The sequence below is a fragment of the Bacillus sp. 1735sda2 genome (assembly GCF_024159245.1).
Lineage (GTDB): Bacteria > Bacillota > Bacilli > Bacillales > Bacillaceae > Bacillus > Bacillus pumilus_O.
Map to the genome: position 1 here is coordinate 476,431 of NZ_JAMYWZ010000001.1, position 22,375 is coordinate 498,805.

The following is a 22,375-nucleotide window of genomic DNA, read 5'->3' on the forward strand; positions in this document are numbered from 1 at the left end:
GAAAGAACATGCACTCTCTAGTAAACTCAAATAAATGGTCGACCGTCGACCGACAATAAAGGGGGAGAAATGAATGAAGCATGTTTCAATTGCGGCGATACCAGGTGACGGGGTTGGAAAGGAAGTTGTACCTGAAGCGATACGAGTTTTGAAAGCGGTGTCAGAAGTACATGGCGGTCTGTCATTTACTTTTCAGGATTTTCCTTGGAGCTGTGAATATTATTTAGAGCATGGCGAGATGATGCCAAAGGATGGATTGGATCAATTGAAAGCCTTTGACAGCATTTTCTTAGGGGCTGTCGGAGATGCCAATTTAGTGCCAGATCACGTATCGCTTTGGGGATTGCTTATTAAAATTAGGCGTGAATTTGAACAGGTGATTAACGTCAGACCTGCAAAACAGCTGAACGGAATACGCTCACCGCTTTCGCAGCCAAAGGATTTCGACCTTCTAGTTGTCAGAGAAAACGGTGAAGGTGAATATAGTGAAATTGGGGGACGTATTTATCAAGGAGAAGATCAGCTTGCTGTTCAAAATGCGGTGTTCTCAAGAAAAGGGACAGAGCGTGCCATGCGTTTTGCCTTTCAATTAGCAGAAAAAAGACGAAAGCATGTGACGAGTGCAACCAAATCGAATGGGATCGTTCATACCATGCCTTTTTGGGATGAAGTGTTTCAAGACGTAGCAAAGGATTATCCAGAAGTGACCGCAGATTCACAGCACATTGATGCACTCTCAGCCTTCTTTGTCACGAGACCTGAGAAATTTGATGTCATTGTGGCCAGTAATTTGTTTGGTGATATTTTGACGGATCTTGGGGCAGCCATTATGGGGAGTATTGGTGTAGCGCCTGCCGCCAACATCAATGTGAATGGCAAATACCTATCCATGTTTGAGCCTGTACACGGATCAGCTCCAGACATTGCGGGAAAAGGAATTGCTAACCCGATCGGCCAAATCTGGACGGCTAAACTCATGCTGGATCATTTCGGAGAGGAAGAACTGGGCACTCATCTGCTCGAAACCATCGAATCAGTTACAGCAGACGGCTTTTTAACAGCAGACATCGGCGGCGCCTATCAAACGCAAGAAGTCACAAACGAAATCATCAAACGATTGAAGAAATAATCCGTCATTAGAACCGCATCTCCACGTCTGCTATAATAAAAGGATGGATAGAAGAAAGAGATGTGAAATCTAGTGTCAAAAACAGTTGTATTAGCAGAGAAACCTTCGGTCGGACGTGATCTTGCACGTGTGCTGAAGTGTCATAAAAAAGGAAATGGCTTTTTAGAAGGAGATCAATACATTGTGACATGGGCGCTTGGCCATTTGGTCACACTGGCTGATCCAGAAGGCTACGGAAAAGAATTTCAATCCTGGCGTTTAGAGGATTTACCAATCATTCCTGAACCGCTGAAACTTGTGGTGATGAAGAAGACAGGGAAACAATTTCAAGCAGTGAAAGCACAGCTTGCGAGAAAAGATGTCAAAGACATTGTCATCGCAACAGATGCTGGACGTGAAGGAGAGCTTGTCGCACGATGGATTCTTGAAAAAGCCCATGTGAAAAAGCCTTTAAAACGACTATGGATTTCATCTGTCACGGACAAAGCCATTCAAGAAGGCTTCAAACGTTTAAAAGACGGCAAAGAATATGATAACTTGTATCGCTCAGCCGTTGCGCGCGCAGAGGCAGACTGGATTGTCGGCATCAACGCAACAAGAGCGCTGACAACCAAATTCAATGCACAGCTTTCCTGTGGACGGGTGCAAACACCAACGATCGCCATGATATTCAAACGAGAAGAAGACATTCAGCAATTTCAGCCGAAGCCGTTCTATGGATTGACTGCACAAGTAGATGGACTAACGTTGACCTGGCAGGATGCCAAAACAAAGCAAAACCGGACATTCCAAGAGAGTGTGATCAAAGAGCGCTTGGCAGCCTGCGAAGGTAAACCAGCAATGGTTGATGCGTTGAAAAAAACAGCGAAAAAAGCGTTCGCGCCGGGACTGTACGATCTGACTGAATTGCAGCGTGATGCACATAAACGCTATGGCTTCTCAGCCAAAGAAACATTATCTACGCTTCAGCGATTGTATGAGCAGCATAAGCTCGTCACATATCCGCGTACAGATTCACGATTTATTTCAGCGGATATCGTTCCTACATTAAAAGATCGTTTAAAAGGAATGAACGTCAGACCGTATGCGCAGCATGTGAACCGGATTTTACAGTCAGGTGTAAAAGCGCACAAAGGCTTCGTCAATGATGCCAAAGTGTCAGATCACCATGCGATCATTCCAACCGAGGAAGAGCTATATCCAGGAGTACTAAGCGATAAAGAGCGTAAATTATATGACCTCATTGCCAAGCGATTCCTTGCTGTACTCATGAATCCTTTCGAGTATGAAGAAACAACGGTCATCACCAAAATAGGCAGTGAAACATTCACAGCAAAAGGGAAAACCGTGCAAGCAGCTGGCTGGAAAGCCGTGTACGATGACTCGTATGAAGAAGAGGAATCTGCCGAGGCAGATCAACATTTGCCGCTGCTTTCAGAAGGACAGTCACTAGACGTACGACAGCTGAAAGAAACAAGAGGAGAAACGAAACCTCCTGCACGTTTTAATGAAGCGACCTTATTATCTGCTATGGAAAACCCAGCGGCATTTATGCAGAACGAGGAAAAAGACTTAGTGAAAACCCTTGGTGAAACAGGTGGTCTCGGAACAGTAGCAACAAGAGCGGATATTATTGAAAAGCTGTTCAATAGCTTCTTAATTGAGAAAAAGGGAAAAGATATTTTCATCACCTCGAAAGGAAAGCAGTTGCTCTCGTTAGTGCCTGAGGACTTAAAGTCTCCTGCATTAACAGCAGAATGGGAGCAAAAGCTTTCTAAAATCGCCAAAGGGCAATTGAAGGCTTCTCAATTCATGAGTGAAATGAAATCGTATGCCAAACAAGCCGTATCTGAAATCAAACAGACGAACCAGACCTTTAAGCATGACAATGTTACTGGCACCCATTGTCCAGACTGCGGTAAACTCATGCTGAAAGTGAATGGAAAACATGGCACGATGCTCGTCTGTCAAGACCGGGAATGCGGCCATCGTAAAAATGTGGCAAAGAAAACAAACGCACGCTGCCCGAACTGTCATAAAAAGCTCGAGCTGCGCGGAGAAGGGGATGGCAAAATCTTTGCTTGTGTATGCGGCCATAGAGAAAAGCTGTCTGTCTTCGAAAAACGCAAATCTCAATCCAATCAAAAGAAAGCCAGTAAGCACGATGTGTCTAAATATATGAAGAAACAAAAGAAAGTGGAAGAACCCATTAATAACGCACTTGCTGAACAATTAAAGAAATTAAAATTAGATCAATAGTTCTATATAAACCCATGCGGAAACGCATGGGTTTTTCAATGTTATCAAGCATATTGACATGTTGTTTTTCTGAAAATGGGAATAAATATGCGAAAAGACTCGTAATTTGGTATAAAATATTTATTTAAATTTAAACAAAAACGCTCTATAATAAATCGTTAGATGTTTAGAGAACGGGGAGTTGAAAGGGGACACGAATGCATACACGCATATATCGTACAGCAATTTTTTTACTCATTGTTATTTTACTAGGCGGATGTACCTGGAGGCAGCAGAAAGAATCAGCTGATCCAGTATCACCTCAGCCCGTTTTACCTGGAGAATATTTTATCACTCACCACTTAATGACAGATCAAGGCTTGATTCGTACCTCCTTTGCAGAGGAGCATATCTACTTATCTGAATCACTTGGGCTTTGGATGGATTATCTTGTTCGAAAAAAAGACCAAAATTTATTTGATCAACAGTTAGGTGTTTTGCAAGATCAATTTTTATTAGATCATCATCTTCTCAGCTGGCAAATCGAATCTGAACAAAAAAGTAAAGCCAATGCTTTAGTTGATGATTTACGTGTAGTGTCGGCACTTCAAAAGGCAAATCGTTTGTGGAAGAAGCCAGCGTATCAATCGACAGCAAAAGAAATCGCTCAAGCGTTAAAAGAAAAAAACATGTACAAAGGCATATTGTCCGATTATTATGATGCATCAACAAATCGAACTTCACACACAATCACACTCTCTTATATAGACCCAAAAGCAATCAAAGAATTGGAATCCCTCCACATATTCACGAAACAAATGACCAGCAACCAATTAGCCATTCTAAAACAAGCACCGAGAAAAAAAGGATTTTTTCCTAAGTCCTATGACATAAAGAAAAAAACCTATTCATTCGATCAAGAAATCAATATGATCGATCAACTTTATACAGCTCTACATGCACATCATGCAAAGGTGAATACGTCTGAAATCATGAAATGGCTGAAAACGTCGTTTAAACAAGACGGAAAACTATACGGGAGATATAAGCTGAGCACTTTGCAACCCTCTGTCACATATGAATCGCCTTCGGTATATGCGCTCGTTATTTTGTATGCCCTTAAACAAAACGAACAGAAATTCGCAAAGACGGTCTATCACCGCATGAAAGAGTTACAAACCCAAGATCCTCTCAAGCCTTATTACGGAGGATACATGAACGAAAAAGAGACACACTCATTTGATAACTTATTGCCTCTAATTGCAGAAAGGGAGCTTTTAAATGAATCGGTTGTTCAGTAACACGTATCGCTTGTACTATTCTCTGCTCCTCACGTTTGCAGGCCTTATTTTGTTTATGGGCTACCTCAACGTACAAGATGCGGAGAGCTTTATGATCATCGCACTGACATTTGTCGTGTTAGGCTGCGGTATTTTATTTGGTATCCTACCAGCATTAATTTTCACCTTGTTGATTTTGTTCTTTATAGGGAGCGCCATGTTCTTTACAGAGCTTGGTCATGTAAGTCCTCTTTTTTCAAATCAAACATTGCAAGATGTAGTGATTTGGGGCGTAGCACTTCTTTTCTTTGCGATTTCAGCAGGAAGCTTGCATGAACGGATCCATACGCTGCGTCACACCATTGAACAACAAAAGCAAGCCATCAAACAATTTGTAGCGATTGACTCGACAACGGGATTTGACAATGCTGAGCGGATGAAGCTCGAATTATCTGAGGAAATGAAACGGGCAGAACGGTACAAACAGCCATTTGTCTTTATCCTTCTTCATATGAATTACGCAGCGGAATTCAAATCGTTATATGGAGAAAAAGAAATGCAGCACCTATTCCAGCAATTAAGTCTCAAGATCCGCGAAAGCGTAAGAGAAACCGATAAGAAATTTCGGTTATCTGAAGAGCGAATGGGCTTGCTGCTAACCCATACACCAGAAGAAAATGTGTCAGTTGTCCTTGATAAGCTAAAGGATAAATTGCAGACGCATGTCTTATTAAACGGTCGTGAAGTGACCTTGACATTTCATGTCTGCCATTTAACAAGCAGCTCGGATTATCGTACGCCAGAGCAATTTTTAGAAGAACTAGAAAAAGAGATGATGATGAATGAACTGTAATTCTTTGATGAAATGTTGTTTGATGATCACGCTTTTTACGATTGTTTCGTTTAAACACATTGCTTCAGCGGATGCTCTTGTCACGCAGCCAAATACACTGATCGTTTATTCCACACCATCTGGTGAAGTGACTCCAGCCGTTCATATGCTGGATCTACTCGTTGGTCATTTTTCAAAGCAGACGATGATTGTATCCGATGAACATTTGGCTGAAAAGAGGATCAATGAATTTCAGCAAGTCATTTATCTTGGTGAAATAAAGAGAACCTTGTCAAAACAAACCATTCGTGCGATGAACACATCACAGCAATTCATCGCCATTGGATACAATGCGGAACAGTTTCGCCCATTCTCCAAGCTTACTTTTCACAAACAAGATCATATCAGTCAAATAAAACATACACATGATCAGACATACCGTCAGTTAGAGAGAAGTATCAATGTGTTAACGGTTAGAGGGGCAGAGTTGAAAAATGAATTTCTAGTGAAGAAACATCAATCTGATCTGCCATTTGTGATTCAAACAAAAGAAGGTGCGGCATATATCGGTATCTTAGATATCATGCAGCAAAACGAGCTTCTTGCAGAAGCGCTAGAAAAATACATGTCACCTTCTGTGCAAATGACGACAAAATACTTAATGCTCGGGAACATCAGTCCAGCAAGTGACGAGAAAAAGCTGCTTGAACTTGGACAATACGTATCCGCACAGCATATTCCTTATCAGATTGCAGTGACCCCTGCTTGGATAGATCGGGCAACAGGTGATGAAGTCACACTAAGTGACCGCCCGAAACTTGTGAGTGTTTTAAAACAATTGCAAGGCAATGGAGCGAGTATCATTCTTCATGGCTTTAGCCGTACGTATCGAACGGAGGAATCTGGTGAGGGATTTGAGTTCTGGGATGCAAAATATGATCAGCCCATCTCGTCAAATGACCCAAAAAAAGCTGAGAAGAAACGAATGAAAAGTCAATTCCCAAATGAAAAAGACTTTCATACGTATACCAAATCGTATCAGGAGCAAGAAATCGCCTATACAGAAGAAAAACTGACAAAGGGCATTGAGCTTCTTACTAGTCAAGGCTTATATCCTCTTGGGTTCGAGGTGCCGCATGATGCGACATCACAACAAGGGTATGAAGTAATTTCAAAGCATGTGTCGAGTCTATTTGGACAGGTGCAGCTGTCAGACCGCACTTGGAAATCAGTCGGCGCATCGCCGCTTGTGACGTCTCCTGCCATGTTACACGGCATGACCTTATATCCTCAGCATCAAGTAGAGCAAGCATCTGACCAAGAAGGTTCCAATGTTTTAACAGAACAGACGATTCAATCCGTTCAGCATCTGCAATCAGCCGCAATAGGGTTGTCCTATGACGTGGAGTTGGGGATAGCAGGGTTACAGGATTTAATCACACAGATGGAGGCAATCCCTTCTAGCGAATGGCTGGATATAAAGAAAACAAAACAGACGGTCCAAACTGCACATGTCAAAATCCAAACATTTGGGAATGGACATATTCAAGTAGAGGAATCCAACATCGCCGAAACAAAAACAGTCAAACGAAATGGCATGGAGAATATGCTGAGAATTCTCACGGTCGTGGTCATGCTGTTTATTGCGGCATTTGCTTTATACACATTGTATTTAAGACTGACAATGAAAAAACGAATTTTTAAGGAGAGAAAATTAGGTGGCTGATGTCTTATTTTATCTTTCATTAATGCTCATTTGGATCATGCTCCTATACCACATGTTTCTCATGCAGGGCGGCTTTCAGCATTACCTGACCTATGAAAAAGTGCTGCCTAAATGGACGAAACAAGGGAAGGATCTGCCAACCGTCAGTATTCTGATTCCTGCTCATAATGAAGAGGTCGTCATTCGGCAGACATTAAAAGCGATGGTTCAGCTATCTTATCCTAAACACCTCCTTGAAATCATTGTGATTAATGACAATTCCTCTGATCGCACAGGAGAGATTGTGCAATCATTCAGTGAGCAATATGATCATGTCCATATGATTGAAACGAAGCCACCATTTGCAGGGAAGGGAAAATCCACAGCGCTGAATGAAGGTTTGAAGGCTTCAACAGGAGAAGTGATTTGCGTATACGATGCAGATAACATGCCTGAACCAAAGGCTGTCTATCATCTGGTTCTTGGGTTATTAAATGACCCAAAAGCAGGCGCTGTTGTCGGGAAATTCAGGGTGATCAATGCAGCCAAAAATTTGCTGACCAAATTTATTAATATTGAGACCATCTGTTTTCAATGGATGGCGCAGGGCGGGAGATGGAAATGGTTTGGTATTGCGACAATACCAGGTACCAACTTCGCCATCCGCCGGCACATTTTAGAAGAGCTAGGCGGCTGGGATGTCCAAGCTTTGGCCGAGGACACCGAATTAACGATCCGTGTGTATAACCTTGGGTATGTGATTCGATTTTTCCCAGCGGCGATCACATGGGAGCAAGAGCCCGAGACATGGAAGGTCTGGTGGCGGCAAAGAACGCGCTGGGCTAGAGGGAATCAATATGTTGTTCTTAAATTTTTAAGGCAGTTTATGAAGCTGAAACGAAAACGAATGATTTTCGATTTGTTTTATTTCTTCTTTACGTATTTCTTATTTTTCTTCGGTGTTCTGCTCTCAAATGGCATTTTTATTGTAAACCTATTTGTCGACCTTCACTTATCTGTAGGGGCTGTTGCACTGATCCTTTGGGGATTAGCGTTCTTCCTCTTTCTAACAGAAGTGATGATTACATTAAGTATTGAGAAAACAGAGCTCACCAAACAAAATATTCTCATAGTGGTTCTCATGTACTTCACCTATTCTCAAGTATGGATTGCGCTTGTTGTGTACTCCTTATGTGTAGAGGTGAAGAGCCGATTATTGAAACAAGAAGTGAAATGGTATAAAACAGAGCGTTACGATCAACAACAAAAGAAAAGCGGGTGACAAATTGAAATCGGTCAAATGGATGTTTTTAATATTAGCGCTATCTCTTGCCATTCAGCCTTTTTTCATGGCAAGTCAAGCAATGGCGCAATCCAATCGAGTACAAGTGAAAGACGATTGGGTTCACTCATCAAAAGGAAATCAAACCGAAACTCAGCATCTATTAGAAGATGTGGTGACCTTGTATGGTCAAGAAGACCGCACTGAATTTTCCTATCAAATGGAGAAAGAAAAAGTAGAGTCTAGCACTCTTACATTAAATATAGAGGCTTCACCATTACTCATATCGCCATCGTCTTTCACAGTGATGATTGATGGAGAGATTGAAAAGACGATCCCTGTATCAGGGAAAAATGCAAAAAAATCGATTGAAATCAAATTGAACAAAGCGCAATTGAAAAAAGGATCTCATCAAATTCAGCTCGCATTTTATGGTGTGTTAAAAGAAGGTGTGTGTATCAACCAAGAGACGCCTGCCAATTGGCTGAAAGTATATCCTGAAAGTGAGCTGGCGTTCAAAGGAGTTCAAACGAAAGACGTGACGTTAGATAGCTTCCCTTCACCATTTATTTCATCAGGTGAACAGAATGAACAAACAGATATTGTGATTCCAAATAAACCGAATGCGGCTGAATTAGAAGCGGCGATGAAAGTATATCGTACGTTGAAAAACAAAGACCGCCAAGCAGACCTCAAACTCGTTCAAGAAAAGGATATCGAGCAAATTGCGCATCCAACCATTGCTGTGGGAGCAAAGGGAAGCTGGAATGGGCGAATGAAATCAATCGAGCAAGCGGCTGGAATTAAAACAGAAGGTGATCAACTTACGTTAGCAGTAAGAACCTTGACAGCAAAGAAAAAAGAACAGCCCGTTTTATTTGTCACTGCTAAGCAGCCAAAGACAATTGCAGAAAAAATCAATGTTTTGACTCAGCCAGAACTGACAGGTCAGCTCACTGGTACCGACTTGCTGCTGCAAAAAGTGACAGCTAATGTGTCTAAGCCATCGCATCATATTCGTTTAATAGATTTTGGCGGAGATGATATCAAAGTTGGAACCAAAAAGACAGCATCTGATCACTACTATTATCCGAAAGCATTAATGGCACAACAAAAATCAGGTGCAAAACTAACTCTATCATTTAAAAAATCAGATCCAGCGAATAAAGCGGAACGTCTAACAGTGATGATCAATAACGAACCACACGACGTGCCGTTAACAAAACTAGGAAACAAAGATGAGAATGGCTTCTATCATGTGTCGATTCCAGTAGATTCACAAGTACTCCAAAAGAACGAATATGTGGACTTACAGTTTGTCACAACAGGTTTTAAAAACATGGAATCTTGCAGACATACGGATGAAGAAGGCTGGATTTACATTGATAAGAACAGCTCTCTTCAAATACCAGAAGGAACAACTAGTGATACACCGGACTTAGCCGCATGGCCGCTTCCTTACACTTCGGAAACGCAGCAAGGAAACACATTGATCATTATGCCAGATCAAATCACTCAAGCATCAATTAATCAAATGGCAATGCTGACAGAATCATTTAGTCAACCGGAAGCTACTCACTATCATTTGGTCGAAGCATCAAATGTGACAGATGAACAATTGAAAAAGAACTCTCTCATTTTCATCGGGGGCATCCAGACATTTTCTCTTTTAAAAGAAAAAGCAGACGATCTCATTGTTCCAGCGGAAAAGGATCAATATGATGTATCCTCATTTGGCATGATCAACGAAACAACAGCTCGTATTGTATGGACGCAGCCATCCGTATGGAATAAAGAACTAACCATGACCGTTTTTTCAGGAATGACGGCAGGTGACGCTAATATATCAAAAGAAGTGATTCAATTCCTTCAAACAAATACGGAGACCGCTACAGTTGCGATAGAAAGCAAGAACAAAGATATGTTCTCTAATCATCAAACAGTCAGCAATGCAAAAAATGATCTTAATAAAGGTGAAAAACAAGGTGTCGGTGAGTCTTGGATTTACTTTGCCTGTATCGCTGTACTGATCATTTTTGTCGCTGTGATGATTGTTTATTTCTTACGGAAAAACCGTAAAAAGACTGATTAATAAACGGTCAAAAGATCTCGAAAAAATCTCTTTACTTTGGTGTCAAACGGGAGTATGATCTCTTTTATAAAAGACCAATCGCTGAATCATTTCGATGAGCGGGGGAACCAATTGTGGTGGTAAAGCACCACGTGGGGTGAATCCTTTTTAGGTAGGGCAAAGTCTCATGCGCCCGAATCCGTCAGCTAACCTCGTAAGCGTTAAAGAGAGCAAAGACCAACCTGTGATCTAAACAATAGACACAGGGGCATTCTATTGCCTCTGTGTCTTTTTGGCGATCCATCTTTTGTAACTTAAATCGTTTGACACTAAAGGAGCGGGCATCACATGTACAGTTTGATGAAGCGTATTTTAATTGGTAAACCATTAAAATCACAGGCAGCAGGAGAACAAAAACTATCAAAAATCAAAGCGTTGGCATTATTGTCATCAGACGCATTGTCATCAGTTGCATATGGTACAGAACAAATCTTAATTGTTCTTTCTGTCGTTAGTGCAGCAGCATTTTGGTACTCACTCCCGATTGCAGGTTGTGTATTAATTCTTTTAATGGCGTTAATTCTATCTTACCGCCAGATCATTTATGCTTATCCAGAAGGCGGCGGGGCATATGTCGTCTCTAGCAGGAACCTAGGTGAAAAACCAGGTTTGATCGCTGGTGGATCATTGCTTGTAGACTATATTTTGACTGTAGCGGTGAGCATATCAGCTGGTACTGATGCCGTCACATCAGCTTTTCCAGCACTATATCCATATCATGTCTTGATCTCAATAGTATTGGTCATCGTGATTATGGTGCTCAACCTTCGTGGATTGACAGAATCGGCATCTATTCTGGCTTATCCTGTCTACTTGTTTGTATTTTCACTCCTTATCTTAATTGGGGTAGGCGGCTTTAAATTATTAACAGGAGGCGTACCGCCAGCACCTGAACATACTGCGGTAGGCACGCACGTACAAGGCATTACATTATTTCTTTTATTAAAAGCTTTTTCATCTGGCTGTTCTGCTCTGACTGGAGTAGAAGCCATTTCAAATACCATCCCATCTTTTAAAAAACCGGCTGCTCAAAATGCAGCAAGAACATTATTGATGATGGGTGGATTACTAGCTGTTTTATTTGTGGGTGTCACATTGCTTGCGTTTGGTTTCGGCATCTCGCCAAAGCCAGAAGAAACGGTTGTATCACAAATTGCATCAGACACGTTTGGGCGTACGTTTTTCTATTACGTCATTCAGGCAGTCACAGCGCTAATCCTTATATTAGCGGCAAATACCGGCTTTTCAGCCTTTCCGTTATTGGCTGTCAATTTAGCAAAGGATAAGTATATGCCGCGTATGTTTACTGTAAGAGGAGACCGGCTTGGTTACTCTAATGGCATTATCTTTTTAGGCGTAGCTTCCATGCTGCTCATCTGGTTGTTTGATGGAAAAACAGAACATCTTATCCCGCTATATGCTGTTGGTGTGTTCATTCCATTTACCCTGTCGCAGACCGGCATGTGTGTGAAGTGGATTCGTGAAAAACCGCAAGGCTGGAAAACGAAAATGCCAATCAATATCGTCGGAGCACTGATTTCCTTTACAGTTTTCATGATTCTCATTTTGACTAAGTTTCATCTCGTATGGCCAGTATTTGTTTTTCTGCCGATCGTACTATTTATCTTCCATTCCATTAAAAAGCATTACCTGTCTGTGGGAGAACAATTGCGTTTATTGAATGAAACAGAGCCTGTTGAGATGAAAGGAAATGTGGTCATCGTACCTATAGCGGGTGTGACGCGTGTTGTCGAACAATCTCTTCAATATGCAAAGTCTTTGTCAGAGCAAGTCATAGCAGTGCATGTATCCTTTGATAAAGAGAAGGATAAGAAAATTGAAGAGGATTGGGAAAAGCTTAATAGCGGCGTACGACTTGTGATGCTTCATTCGTCCTATCGAAGCCTCATACACCCGCTTGATAAATTTCTTGAAACCGTTGAGGCAAAAGCAAATGCGCATCAATATAAAGTGATGGTGCTTGTGCCTCAATTTATCCCGAAAAAAAGATGGCACACCATTTTGCATAATCAATCTGCCTTTTTATTAAGATTCCGCCTGTTATGGAAGCGGGATATTGTGGTGGCGACCCTGCCTTATCATTTTAAAAAGTAGCAGAAGCAAGTTGAAACGTTTGATCAAAAGAATGCGGTGGTATGGAGTAAGAAAAAAGGAGTTTTCTCACATGCCGCAAAGAACCGCAGGAAAAGAAGTAACAGCGCTACTGGAAGAGTGGGGCGTGAAACATATTTATGGAATGCCCGGTGACAGCATAAACGAATTGATTGAAGAACTTAGGCATGAATCAAGCCAAATACAATTTATCCAAACGAGACATGAAGAAGTGGCAGCACTATCAGCGGCAGCTGATGCCAAACTAACAGGTAAACTCGGTGTCTGTTTATCTATCGCTGGGCCAGGTGCTGTCCACTTATTAAATGGACTGTATGATGCCAAAGCAGATGGTGCACCAGTTTTAGCAATTGCAGGGCAAGTTGCTTCGGCCGAAGTAGGCAGAGACGCATTCCAAGAAATCAAATTGGAGCGGATGTTTGACGATGTCGCTGTCTTTAATCAGCAGGTACAGACGGCAGAGGCGCTGCCTGACTTATTGAATCAAGCCATCAAAGCAGCTTATACCCATAAAGGTGTAGCAGTTCTTACCGTATCAGATGACTTATTTTCTCAAAAAATAAAGCGCAAACCCGTCTATACATCTCCTCTTTATGTGGAGGGAGAAGTACGACCGAAGAAAGATCAACTGCTAAAGGCGGCTCAGCTGATTAACAATGCGAAGAAGCCAGTCATCTTAGCAGGTAAAGGATTAAGACATGCAAAAGAAGAGCTTCTTTCATTTGCAGAAAAGGCAGCTGCTCCTATCGTCATCACACTCCCTGCAAAAGGGGTTGTACCAGATAGGCATCCATACTTTTTAGGTAACTTAGGTCAAATTGGAACGAAGCCGGCATATGAAGCGATGGAAGAATGTGATCTCTTAATTATGCTTGGCACCTCCTTTCCATATAGAGACTACTTACCAGAGGACACGCAAGCCATTCAACTGGATATTAAACCAGATCAAATCGGTAAAAGGTATCCGGTAGATGTGGGAATTGTGAGCGACAGCAAGAGTGGTTTGCATGAACTGACTTCGTACATTGAATATAAAGAGCAGCGTGGCTTTCTCGAAGCTTGTACAGAGCATATGATGAAGTGGCGAGAAGAAATGGATAAAGAAAAATCTGTTGCTACTTCACCGATTAAACCACAGCAAGTCATTGCTAGACTAGAAGAAGCAGTCGAGGACGACGCCATTCTTTCAGTTGATGTTGGTAATGTGACAGTATGGATGGCGCGTCATTTTGAAATGAAACAGCAGGATTTCATTATCTCCAGCTGGCTTGCCACAATGGGTTGCGGTTTACCTGGTGCGATTTCAGCTAAATTGAATGAACCGAACCGACAAGCCATTGCTGTATGTGGTGATGGAGGCTTCACAATGGTCATGCAAGACTTTGTGACAGCTGTAAAATATAAGCTCCCGATCGTTGTCGTGATTTTAAACAACAACAATTTAGGAATGATTGAATATGAGCAACAGGTAAAAGGAAACATGAATTATGGTATAGAGCTGGAGGATATTAATTTTGCTAAATTTGCAGAAGCATGTGGCGGCAAAGGAATCTCCGTGTCATCACATGAAGAATTAGCTCCAGCCTTTGATACAGCCCTTCAATCCGATAAACCAGTCATTATTGATGTCGCTGTAGACAATGAACCTCCGTTACCTGGGAAAATCACTTACACCCAAGCAGCAGGATTCAGTAAATATTTATTGAAAAAATTCTTTGAAAAAGGTGAGCTGGATATTCCTCCACTCAAGAAAAGCCTCAAACGCTTTTTCTAAACACACAAGGTAGTCGGTCTTCTGAAAAGAAGGCTGACTTTTTTTGTGATGATTAGGAAAAATCATTTCAATTGTCACTTGCCGTCATCTCTATTAAAAAATTTGGAAATTATTTTTGTAACTTAAAGCCTATTTTTCCAATTCGATGAGAAAGGTAAAATAGACTTTATGATCAATAATGGAAGGAGTGAATTCTTCTGGGGAAGATACTTGATGCAAAAGCACTAACAAATGCCATGGACGCAAGGTCAAAACACTACCAGGAACTCCGCGAACAAATGGTCGATTTAAAAAAAGCATTACAAGGTGTTGCCAACCTCGGTGATGACTTCACTGGGAAAGGTGCCGATAACATTAAAAGTTTCTATAAAGAGCTGGCTGGAAATGTAGACATGTTTATCAGCTTCATCGATAAGCAAAAAGCCTTTCATGAAGGTGTTTCTGGGACACTAGATGATACAAACTTTGGCGGCGATACCTTTGTAGAAGAACACTTTTTAGACAACGCTGTACATATGGGCATCAAAAATGCCAAAAGCATTGTGAAGGATCAAAAAAATGCTCTTAAAACGATTTTTGAAGATATCGATGACCTCATTTCACTGGAGGTATTCGATAGCCAAACCTTTGATGAAAAAATAGAAGATGCTGAAGATGTTCGAAAAAAGACAGTAAAAGACTTAAGAGAGCTTGATCAAAATTTAAAAGATGAATATGCTTTGTCAGAAACGGAGCAGCAAGCTACAATGGCATTGTACGCAGAAATGATGAATGCCACAAATGATGGAAAAGCGATTTCTCCAATGAATTTTGACAAGAAAGCGTATCAAAATAGCGAAATCTACAAAGCAAAAAGCGATATTGAAAAGCAAACTTCCGAATATCTCAACATTAAAAAAGAACAACAGGAAGCCCGAGAGATTGCAAAAGAACAAGAAGCACTCGCAAATCGTCCTTGGTATGAAAAAGCCCTCGATTATGGCGGGAATATCGTGAATGAACTGACAGGCGTGAACGATGCAAAACGCGCCGCAACAGGCGTTGACCCGATCACAGGCGAAGAACTTACCGCAGGACAGCGCGTCGCCGCAGGCGGCATGGCAGCCGCAGGATATATCCCAATCGTCGGCTGGGCAGGGCGCATTTTCAAAGGGGGAAAAGCCGTCTATAAAACGACCCAAGCCACCTCAGCCGCAGTCAAAGCAGTCGACATTTACAAGACATCGCAAAAATCCTTTGACGCCTTAAAAACATCGCAAAAAGGCTTATATGGACTCACTGCTACAAACGGCTTCAGCGAAGCAATTACAGGTAGAGACATGTTTGGGAATAAGATCTCGAAAGAACAACAGGAAGCGAGTATGAATGCGGCGCTGGGAATGCTTTTACCGTTTGGGGCGAAAGGGTTTCATGGAAAGATGGGTGTTAAGAATACCAGAGAACTTAAGCATCCAGTTTTAGAAAATCCACGAGCAGGTAGTGCTTTGAAAGATGATTTTTATCATAGCTTTAATGATATAATTGACAACTATGCAGTTCATTCTAAGAGATTTGATTTACCAAATAGAAAAGGCCATATGGATTCGTTGTATCAAATAGAGGGCTCAGTGGTTAAGTACGAAACGAAATATGTAAAAGTAAAGAACAATGCCCCTGAAATGGTACAGTCGAAAGAAATAAAGAATGGCGTGTTTGAATGGGTGGTAGATCCAACAACGAATACAGTAACCCATAGAACTTTTATACCTGGTGGCAAAGTGACAGGAAAAATAAATCAATGGGAGAGATAGAAAATTGTATAAAACAGAAATAATCACAAAAAATGGTTTTGATTGTAACTGGTCTACGCTGTTTATTGGTAGGCAGTTTAATTTAATATCTGCTTTAGAAGTAACAAACTATGCTGTTAAATACTTAGAAAATAATCCTAATGCTAATAATGAATTAATCCTTGAATTAGCTTGGGAACAAGAAGAAGTGAAAGTAGATAATATACTTGAAAGCATAACCTCTGACAGTTCTTCGGAAGACATGAAAAGAGAATATCATAAGTGGCTATATAGCACTGTGAAAGAGACGTATAGTCACTCAAGTGATGAAGATATCTTTGAAGAAATTGAAAATATTTTTTCAATCTTTAATACACCGGAAAATATGTATGACTTCTTTAGAAAAGTTTCAGACGCATTTTATTACCCTCATGATTCAAAAAATACAATTAAAGAACTTGTAGAAGAGTTTTTAGAAACAGAAAAGGAATTAATTTTTAAATAACTATAGAACGTAAATGGAACGATGGACTAATTGTCCATCGTTCTCTTTCAAAGCATGTAAAGATTGATATGATAAAAGAATAAAGTGAATTTGTTTTTTTAAAAGCAATGGAGAAGAAAGCATTAAGTGACCATAAAATAAGTATCATGTTCGGGAAATTTGAAAATACGGGCGAACTTTCTAATAAAAAGCAAACAAAATCACCCCAAGCATAATTGGAAATCATATGTTAAACTAATCCAACCACCAAAAAAAGGAGAAAAACCATGCTACTAATCCTCACACAAAACCAACAAACTATCATTCATGTACAAGAAGTCTCAGTAAGCGGCAAAAAAATTGAAGGGATGATCTTGGGGAGTACTGCTTGGGCAAAGTTACTCGGCAAGTATGACTCAAATGAACGCGTAGCCGAGATCCTTCAAGACATGATGAAGACGATTGAAGAACATCCAAATGCCACAATGACATATCGAATGCCACCTCAATAAAAAAGAAACCACCTTTCCATCGTGAAAAGGTGGTTTTTGTTTAGGATGGTGTTTTTCCAAAGGCTAAGAATAAGGGGATCCCTGTGCCAACAAGGGTGGTGGCAAATAGGAACATACCGCAAATAAATAGAAAATGGCTGGCTGAAAAGACGAGTGCCAGAATGAGAAAAACGATGCTGAGCCCTATCATGCTATAGGATGGGACAAAGCGGCGTTTGTAGGTGGCTTTCTTTGTTAGGAATGAGAAGAAAATACCAAATACTAAAGGGACAATCCATAAGTAAAATAAAATAATAAGAGACATACATCATACCTCGATTTTTCCTTCTATTTTATCAGATGCGGATCACAACGGATACTACAAAGCTTCACTTTGTAAAATAATTCATGCAATCGACACAATTAAGTGTGCTGATTCATCGCATCCGTTTTTTGTTTCATATATTCAGGCTGTAAAAGGGCGTACACACAATGATCAGTAAAGCGATTGCCCAGCCATTCACATTGTCTCAACACTCCCTCAAGAGAAAAGGATAACCGCTCTGGGATACGTCTGCTTTTCTGGTTATCGACAGCAGCCCTAATCTCAATACGGTGCAGTCCGCACTCTTCAAATAAATAGCGAATGACCGCTTGGCATGCTTTTGTCATGATCCCTTTTCCTTGATAGCCTTCTCCGAGCCAATAGCCGATTGAAACGGTTTTATTGATCCAATGAATTTGATGGGTGCCAATGATGCCGACAAGTTCTCCATGTGACCAGATGCCCGCTTGAAACCCGTTGTTCTGCATCGCTTGCTGCATCGCACCTTGGATAAACATCATACTGTCTTCCTTTGTCTGAGTTGAATCCACCCAAAGCATCCATTCACGTAAATGCTCTCTCGACCGCTGGATGAGCAAATACAGACTTCTTGCGTCTCTTGGCTCAAGCAACCGCATGGATATCTCTTGATCCTGATAAACAAACATGTACCCACATCCTCTCAGGGGAATTCTACCATAACCATTTGGAAAGAAAAAGACAGCTCAACACTGTCTTTTACATAAACGTATCTACAATTAAGAAAAGATTAAGTGCTACAACAAGAGCTGCTATCACCCAAGATATTCCTGTCACCCAGCGGGCATTCGTTAATTCACCCATAATTCGTTTTTTACTTGTAAATAAAATGAGCGGAATTAAAGCAAAGGCAATCCCAAACGATAAGACGACCTGACTCATCACAAGTGCGGAGGTCGGATTCACTCCAGATGCAATAATCGCAATAGGAGGAATGATGGTAATCAGCCGGCGAACATAAAGCGGAATTCGGTATTGAATAAAGCCCTGCATAATGATATCGCCTGACAATGTACCGACAGAAGAGCTGGATAGTCCGGCTACAAGCAGACCTACACCAAATAAAATGGCTGATACAGGTCCTGCGAGTGTACCAAAATGCTGAAACGCAACATCTAAATCTTCAACAAAAAGGCCATTTTTATAAAATAAAGCGGCAGCCACAATCAACATGCTGGCATTGATGGCTCCGGCGACGATCATTGCAATGAGGATATCTAAAAACTCAAAGCGGAAAATCTGCTTTTTCTCCTTTTCCGTTCTGCCGACGACTCTTCTTTGGGTTAAAGCTGAATGTAAGTAAATTGCGTGAGGCATCACGGTCGCACCTAAAATTCCAGCGGCAAGCAGCACACTGTCTGCGCCATCAAATTTTGGAATGAACAGTCCGCCAGCGACACTTGCGATATCGGGTTTAGCGACAAAGGTTTGAACAGCGAAAGCGATCACGACAACGAACAGCATGCCTGTAATACCTGCTTCTAAAGCTCGATATCCTCGTCTTTGCAGTTCCAATATCGCAAATGAGCCGATAGCTGCGATAATAGATGCTTCGAGCAGCGGGATTCGAAAGAGCAAGTATAAACCAAGTGCCGCCCCGATAAACTCAGCTAAATCCGTGGCAATAATGACGAGCTCTCCTTGAATCCATAAACCGATCGAAACGGGTTTTGGAAACTCTTCACGTGCGATTTCAGGTAAGTTTTTACCTGTCGCGATTCCGAGCTTTGCGGATAAGGACTGAATGAGCAAAGCCATGAGATTTGATATGAGAATGACCCATAAAAGGAGGTATCCATATTTGGAGCCAGCCGCAATGTTGGTGGCAAAATTTCCTGGATCAATATAAGCAATGGCTGCGATAAAAGCAGGGCCGAGAAAAGGAAGGAGTCTTCTAAATCCTTTGACTTTCCCCTCAAGTGCGCGCTCAGCTGCCTCTGACATGTGTGCCTGTGCCTCGATGTATTTGTTTGTCATATGTCATCACCTAGATTCTACAAAGTTTTGCTTGGGCACAAAATGTTTCCTTGATGCAATTTTTAATCATCATATGCCCATCTTCATGAAAAGTCAACTATCTGAACTAATAGGTTTGTTTATCTTATGTAAGTGAAAAAAATAGATACCTTGTCAATCCAACACATAAAAAACACCGCCTTTTAGACGGTGTCCCTACTGCTTCCTCTGTTATTTGTTTTTTTATGAAACCCTTGATCCCACACTACGGAAGATCAGGCTTAAGATAATGACAAAGATCGCTGCGCCTAAGATGGCTGGAATGATCGCAAAGCCTGCCAAACTAGGACCCCACGTTCCAAGCAATCCGTGACCAATCCAAGCACCTGCAAGTCCTGCAATCATTGAACCGATCCATCCTCCTGGTACACTACCTCCAGCGAGTGCACTGCCGATAAGGCCGATGACAATCGCCACAACTAATGAAATTAGAAATCCTAACATGTTGATCACTCCTCTTTTTTGTTTGTATTAAGCAATAACCGTTTTGAAAAAGTTTCAAACCTTTCGAAACCGCTTCAATGTTCTATACGTATGATGGGAAAGGATTGTGTATAATAACAGACAAATACTTGAGCGGCATCTAAGGAGGCAATTACAATGGAGGAAAGAGAGTGGCTAAAAGCACAATTAAAAGAAATTGAAAAGTGGGAGAAAGACCAGCAAAAGGTATGGTTTTGGGAGAAACTCAGCCGTTTGCCATTTCAAATGCTGGACAAGCTGACGCCTGCCTTTATCCAGAAAAAAATCGGTGTGCTGCTAGATGAAATGGGTCATTACATTCAATCAGGCGGTGCCTATTTGACATCAGAAAAAGGCATCATCCATCAATTTCAAAAGAAATGTGCAGATGATTCCATTCAGCGTATAGAAGATATAGAAAAAGCGCCAATTGAAATCATGGACGCCATTAGTGAACATATGGGGAAAAATAGGACGAATCTCGCCACGGTACAAGGGGCGACAACGGGTGTCGGTGGTATGTTTACACTGGCTGCAGATATTCCTGCGGTACTTGGCCTCTCCCTTAAAACATTACAGGATATTGCCGTCACCTATGGCTATGATCCTAAAAACAAAGAAGAGCGGGTCTTCATCATAAAATGCTTACAACTGACTTCTGCTGATGTGGTTGGGAAGAAATCGATATTAAAAGAGCTCAGAAGCTTTCATGATTCAGAAGGGAAACATGAAAACATGTTCTCACAAATCCAAGGGTGGCGTGAGGTAGTCTATAATTACCGAGATTCATTTGGCTGGAAGAAACTATTTCAGCTTGTTCCCGTAGCAGGGATTTTATTTGGCGCAGTCTCCAACCGCTCACAACTAAAAAGTATTGCCGAAACAGGCAAGATGCAATACCGAAAACGAAGAATTGTCTCAAGATTAGAAGAGATCACCCAGCAAGAACAGAGTGAATCTGGTGCATAACGCGGCATGTAGACAAACCCTTGCATTCGTTGTCAGTCCCGCGTGCTGGTACTCACGAATGTCAAATTCGCTCCGCGCCACAGTACTCGCCCTTCCTAGGGCTGCAAAGTTTTCATGTCACGCTGAATAGAAGACAAAGGGCTAAAATGAAGATTCATTATAGCCCTTTGTTAACAATCTGAAATCCCTTACTCAAAGGGATTTTTTATTTGGTCTTATCCTCTTCTTGAAAAGCATGGATCGGAGAATGTTCATAACGCGCACGCAGCTCACGAATCTGTTTGATTAGGGGAGAACCAATGGTTTTTTCGGCTTCTTCATACAAAGGATCGAGGGCTTTCACCCATTTTTGTCTTTCAGCTGGTGTCAATTCATGAATGGCAATCGGTGATTCCCGTTTAATCTCCTCCAGTTGATCTTTGTTCATCTGTTCTGCATGTTTTTCATTCCAAGCGGTTGTTTCTTCCATCGCTTCAAGTAAAATTTGTTTCGTTTCAGGTGTCTGGCGATCAAAGAAGGATTGATCTGTTAAGACCACATAGCCCAAATATCCGTGATTACTGATCGTCATATAGTCTTGTATATGATAGAATTTTTTTGAATAAATATTTGAAATGGTATTTTCTTCACCATCTACCTTTTTTGTTTCTAATAGCTGAAACGTCGAATTAAACGATTCCTGATAGGGCTTTGCGCCAAGAAGTTTGAATTGCTTTTCAATCATGTCGCTTTGCATAATGCGGAGAGATTGGTTTTTTAAATCACTAGGCTGTTTGATTGGCCCTTTATTAGAGGTGATTTGCTTAAAGCCATTTGTCCAATACGCCATTCCCTTTAGCCCATCTTTTTGCAGGGTGCCGAACAATCTTTGTCCAATTGCACCATGCAAGCCTTCTTGAACCGCATCGTAATTAGAAAAAGCAAAGGGAAGGTCAAGTGCCAGCCACTCAGGGGATAGCATGCCGAGCTTCGAGGTAGATGGTGCGATAAATTGAACTTGATTCTCTTTGAGTGCATTAATTTCTTCTATATCAGAATAAAGACTTCCGTTGGAGAAAATTTGAATGGTGATCTTGCCATCGGATTTTTCGTGCACAAGCTCAGCAAATTTCTTTGCGGCAAGTCCTTTTGGTGTATTATCTGCCACGACATGGCTAAATTTGAACACAAGCTGATCCTTCAGCCCTGTCTGTTCATCGTCAAAGGTCGTCGCGGCTTTTGGCATCATATGATAAAAACCAAAGTATAAAGCGGTTACAAAACCAATCAAGAGCAATAGTGTATAGGCGAGTAAATTCTTCATGCGTCCGATCCCC

Annotated in this window: 18 protein-coding genes and 1 riboswitch; of the genes, 13 read left to right on the plus strand and 5 right to left on the minus strand. The window is 41.3% G+C overall.

Annotated features, from left to right (window positions below):
• Positions 1–73 precede the first annotated feature (73 nt).
• The 12 genes from NKR21_RS02300 (at position 74) to NKR21_RS02355 (ending at position 17,269) form a co-directional block, all read left to right on the plus strand.
• Entirely contained in the window at positions 74–1,129 is a 1,056-nt protein-coding gene (locus NKR21_RS02300) for a tartrate dehydrogenase (RefSeq protein WP_144457029.1), read from the plus strand.
• A 72-nt stretch (positions 1,130–1,201) separates the two neighbouring features.
• On the plus strand, positions 1,202–3,388 hold the full coding sequence (locus tag NKR21_RS02305) for a DNA topoisomerase III (RefSeq protein ID WP_144457027.1): 2,187 nt from the start codon (positions 1,202–1,204) through the stop codon (positions 3,386–3,388).
• A gap of 197 nt (positions 3,389–3,585) precedes the next feature.
• Entirely contained in the window at positions 3,586–4,668 is a 1,083-nt protein-coding gene (locus NKR21_RS02310; protein ID WP_144457025.1) for a glycosyl hydrolase family 8, read from the plus strand.
• Positions 4,649–5,500, plus strand: a complete 852-nt coding sequence (locus NKR21_RS02315; RefSeq protein ID WP_012008962.1) for a GGDEF domain-containing protein — start codon at positions 4,649–4,651, stop codon at positions 5,498–5,500. The genes NKR21_RS02310 and NKR21_RS02315 overlap by 20 nt, the downstream gene beginning before the upstream one ends.
• On the plus strand, positions 5,490–7,205 hold the full coding sequence (locus NKR21_RS02320) for a DUF2334 domain-containing protein (RefSeq protein ID WP_144457023.1): 1,716 nt from the start codon (positions 5,490–5,492) through the stop codon (positions 7,203–7,205). Before NKR21_RS02315 ends, NKR21_RS02320 begins: the two co-directional genes overlap by 11 nt.
• A 22-nt stretch (positions 7,206–7,227) precedes the next feature.
• The gene (locus NKR21_RS02325) at positions 7,228–8,466 is read left to right on the plus strand and encodes a glycosyltransferase family 2 protein (protein ID WP_213019683.1); all 1,239 of its coding nucleotides are present in this window, start codon (positions 7,228–7,230) and stop codon (positions 8,464–8,466) included.
• A gap of 4 nt (positions 8,467–8,470) precedes the next feature.
• Positions 8,471–10,558: a cellulose biosynthesis cyclic di-GMP-binding regulatory protein BcsB gene (locus NKR21_RS02330; RefSeq protein WP_144457021.1), complete on the plus strand. Its 2,088-nt coding sequence runs from the start codon at positions 8,471–8,473 to the stop codon at positions 10,556–10,558.
• 69 nt (positions 10,559–10,627) lie between these two features.
• A riboswitch (cyclic di-AMP (ydaO/yuaA leader) is annotated at positions 10,628–10,773 on the plus strand.
• Positions 10,774–10,885: 112 nt separating this feature from the next.
• A complete protein-coding gene (locus tag NKR21_RS02335) occupies positions 10,886–12,712 on the plus strand; it encodes an APC family permease (protein ID WP_144457019.1) in 1,827 nt (608 codons plus the stop codon).
• 70 nt (positions 12,713–12,782) lie between these two features.
• Positions 12,783–14,504, plus strand: a complete 1,722-nt coding sequence (locus NKR21_RS02340) for a pyruvate oxidase (protein WP_088004141.1) — start codon at positions 12,783–12,785, stop codon at positions 14,502–14,504.
• A 197-nt stretch (positions 14,505–14,701) separates the two neighbouring features.
• Positions 14,702–16,294 (plus strand): ribonuclease YeeF family protein, encoded by a 1,593-nt coding sequence (locus NKR21_RS02345; RefSeq protein WP_260851698.1) that lies wholly within the window; start codon positions 14,702–14,704, stop codon positions 16,292–16,294.
• Positions 16,295–16,298: 4 nt separating this feature from the next.
• Entirely contained in the window at positions 16,299–16,778 is a 480-nt protein-coding gene (locus NKR21_RS02350) for a DUF2247 family protein (RefSeq protein WP_119124425.1), read from the plus strand.
• A 266-nt stretch (positions 16,779–17,044) separates the two neighbouring features.
• Positions 17,045–17,269, plus strand: coding sequence for a hypothetical protein (locus NKR21_RS02355; RefSeq protein WP_144457015.1), 225 nt, complete (start codon positions 17,045–17,047; stop codon positions 17,267–17,269).
• 40 nt (positions 17,270–17,309) lie between these two features.
• On the opposite strand, the gene NKR21_RS21250 is transcribed toward NKR21_RS02355, so the two are convergent.
• The 4 genes from NKR21_RS21250 to NKR21_RS02370 form a co-directional block, all read right to left on the minus strand.
• The gene (locus NKR21_RS21250; protein ID WP_012008971.1) at positions 17,310–17,573 is read right to left on the minus strand and encodes a hypothetical protein; all 264 of its coding nucleotides are present in this window, start codon (positions 17,571–17,573) and stop codon (positions 17,310–17,312) included.
• A 98-nt stretch (positions 17,574–17,671) separates the two neighbouring features.
• Positions 17,672–18,241, minus strand: coding sequence for a GNAT family N-acetyltransferase (locus tag NKR21_RS02360; RefSeq protein WP_144457013.1), 570 nt, complete (start codon positions 18,239–18,241; stop codon positions 17,672–17,674).
• Positions 18,242–18,311: 70 nt separating this feature from the next.
• Positions 18,312–19,589: an Nramp family divalent metal transporter gene (locus NKR21_RS02365; protein ID WP_003214137.1), complete on the minus strand. Its 1,278-nt coding sequence runs from the start codon at positions 19,587–19,589 to the stop codon at positions 18,312–18,314.
• 222 nt (positions 19,590–19,811) lie between these two features.
• Entirely contained in the window at positions 19,812–20,072 is a 261-nt protein-coding gene (locus NKR21_RS02370; RefSeq protein ID WP_003214275.1) for a GlsB/YeaQ/YmgE family stress response membrane protein, read from the minus strand.
• A 156-nt stretch (positions 20,073–20,228) separates the two neighbouring features.
• On the opposite strand from NKR21_RS02370, the gene NKR21_RS02375 reads away from it, so the two are divergent.
• Positions 20,229–21,059, plus strand: a complete 831-nt coding sequence (locus NKR21_RS02375) for an EcsC family protein (RefSeq protein WP_144457011.1) — start codon at positions 20,229–20,231, stop codon at positions 21,057–21,059.
• Between the two features lie 205 nt (positions 21,060–21,264).
• Here the strand turns inward: NKR21_RS02375 and NKR21_RS02380 are convergent, their stop codons facing one another.
• Positions 21,265–22,362 carry a DctP family TRAP transporter solute-binding subunit gene (locus NKR21_RS02380; protein WP_119124426.1) on the minus strand — a complete coding sequence of 366 codons (1,098 nt, stop codon included), beginning with the start codon at positions 22,360–22,362 and terminating at the stop codon, positions 21,265–21,267.
• Positions 22,363–22,375 lie beyond the last annotated feature (13 nt).

What these genes read in the sequence shown, in the direction of transcription:
- NKR21_RS02310 (WP_144457025.1), top strand. Translation starts at nt 3,586, where the DNA reads ATGCATACACGCATATATCGTACAGCAATTTTTTTACTCATTGTTATT.
- NKR21_RS02365 (WP_003214137.1), bottom strand. Translation starts at nt 19,589, where the DNA reads ATGACAAACAAATACATCGAGGCACAGGCACACATGTCAGAGGCAGCT.
- NKR21_RS02320 (WP_144457023.1), top strand. Translation starts at nt 5,490, where the DNA reads ATGAACTGTAATTCTTTGATGAAATGTTGTTTGATGATCACGCTTTTT.
- NKR21_RS02370 (WP_003214275.1), bottom strand. Translation starts at nt 20,072, where the DNA reads ATGTTAGGATTTCTAATTTCATTAGTTGTGGCGATTGTCATCGGCCTT.
- NKR21_RS02325 (WP_213019683.1), top strand. Translation starts at nt 7,228, where the DNA reads ATGCTCATTTGGATCATGCTCCTATACCACATGTTTCTCATGCAGGGC.
- NKR21_RS02335 (WP_144457019.1), top strand. Translation starts at nt 10,886, where the DNA reads ATGTACAGTTTGATGAAGCGTATTTTAATTGGTAAACCATTAAAATCA.
- NKR21_RS02360 (WP_144457013.1), bottom strand. Translation starts at nt 18,241, where the DNA reads ATGTTTGTTTATCAGGATCAAGAGATATCCATGCGGTTGCTTGAGCCA.
- NKR21_RS02300 (WP_144457029.1), top strand. Translation starts at nt 74, where the DNA reads ATGAAGCATGTTTCAATTGCGGCGATACCAGGTGACGGGGTTGGAAAG.
- NKR21_RS02315 (WP_012008962.1), top strand. Translation starts at nt 4,649, where the DNA reads ATGAATCGGTTGTTCAGTAACACGTATCGCTTGTACTATTCTCTGCTC.
- NKR21_RS02375 (WP_144457011.1), top strand. Translation starts at nt 20,229, where the DNA reads ATGGAGGAAAGAGAGTGGCTAAAAGCACAATTAAAAGAAATTGAAAAG.
- NKR21_RS02355 (WP_144457015.1), top strand. Translation starts at nt 17,045, where the DNA reads ATGCTACTAATCCTCACACAAAACCAACAAACTATCATTCATGTACAA.
- NKR21_RS21250 (WP_012008971.1), bottom strand. Translation starts at nt 17,573, where the DNA reads ATGTCTCTTATTATTTTATTTTACTTATGGATTGTCCCTTTAGTATTT.
- NKR21_RS02380 (WP_119124426.1), bottom strand. Translation starts at nt 22,362, where the DNA reads ATGAAGAATTTACTCGCCTATACACTATTGCTCTTGATTGGTTTTGTA.
- NKR21_RS02340 (WP_088004141.1), top strand. Translation starts at nt 12,783, where the DNA reads ATGCCGCAAAGAACCGCAGGAAAAGAAGTAACAGCGCTACTGGAAGAG.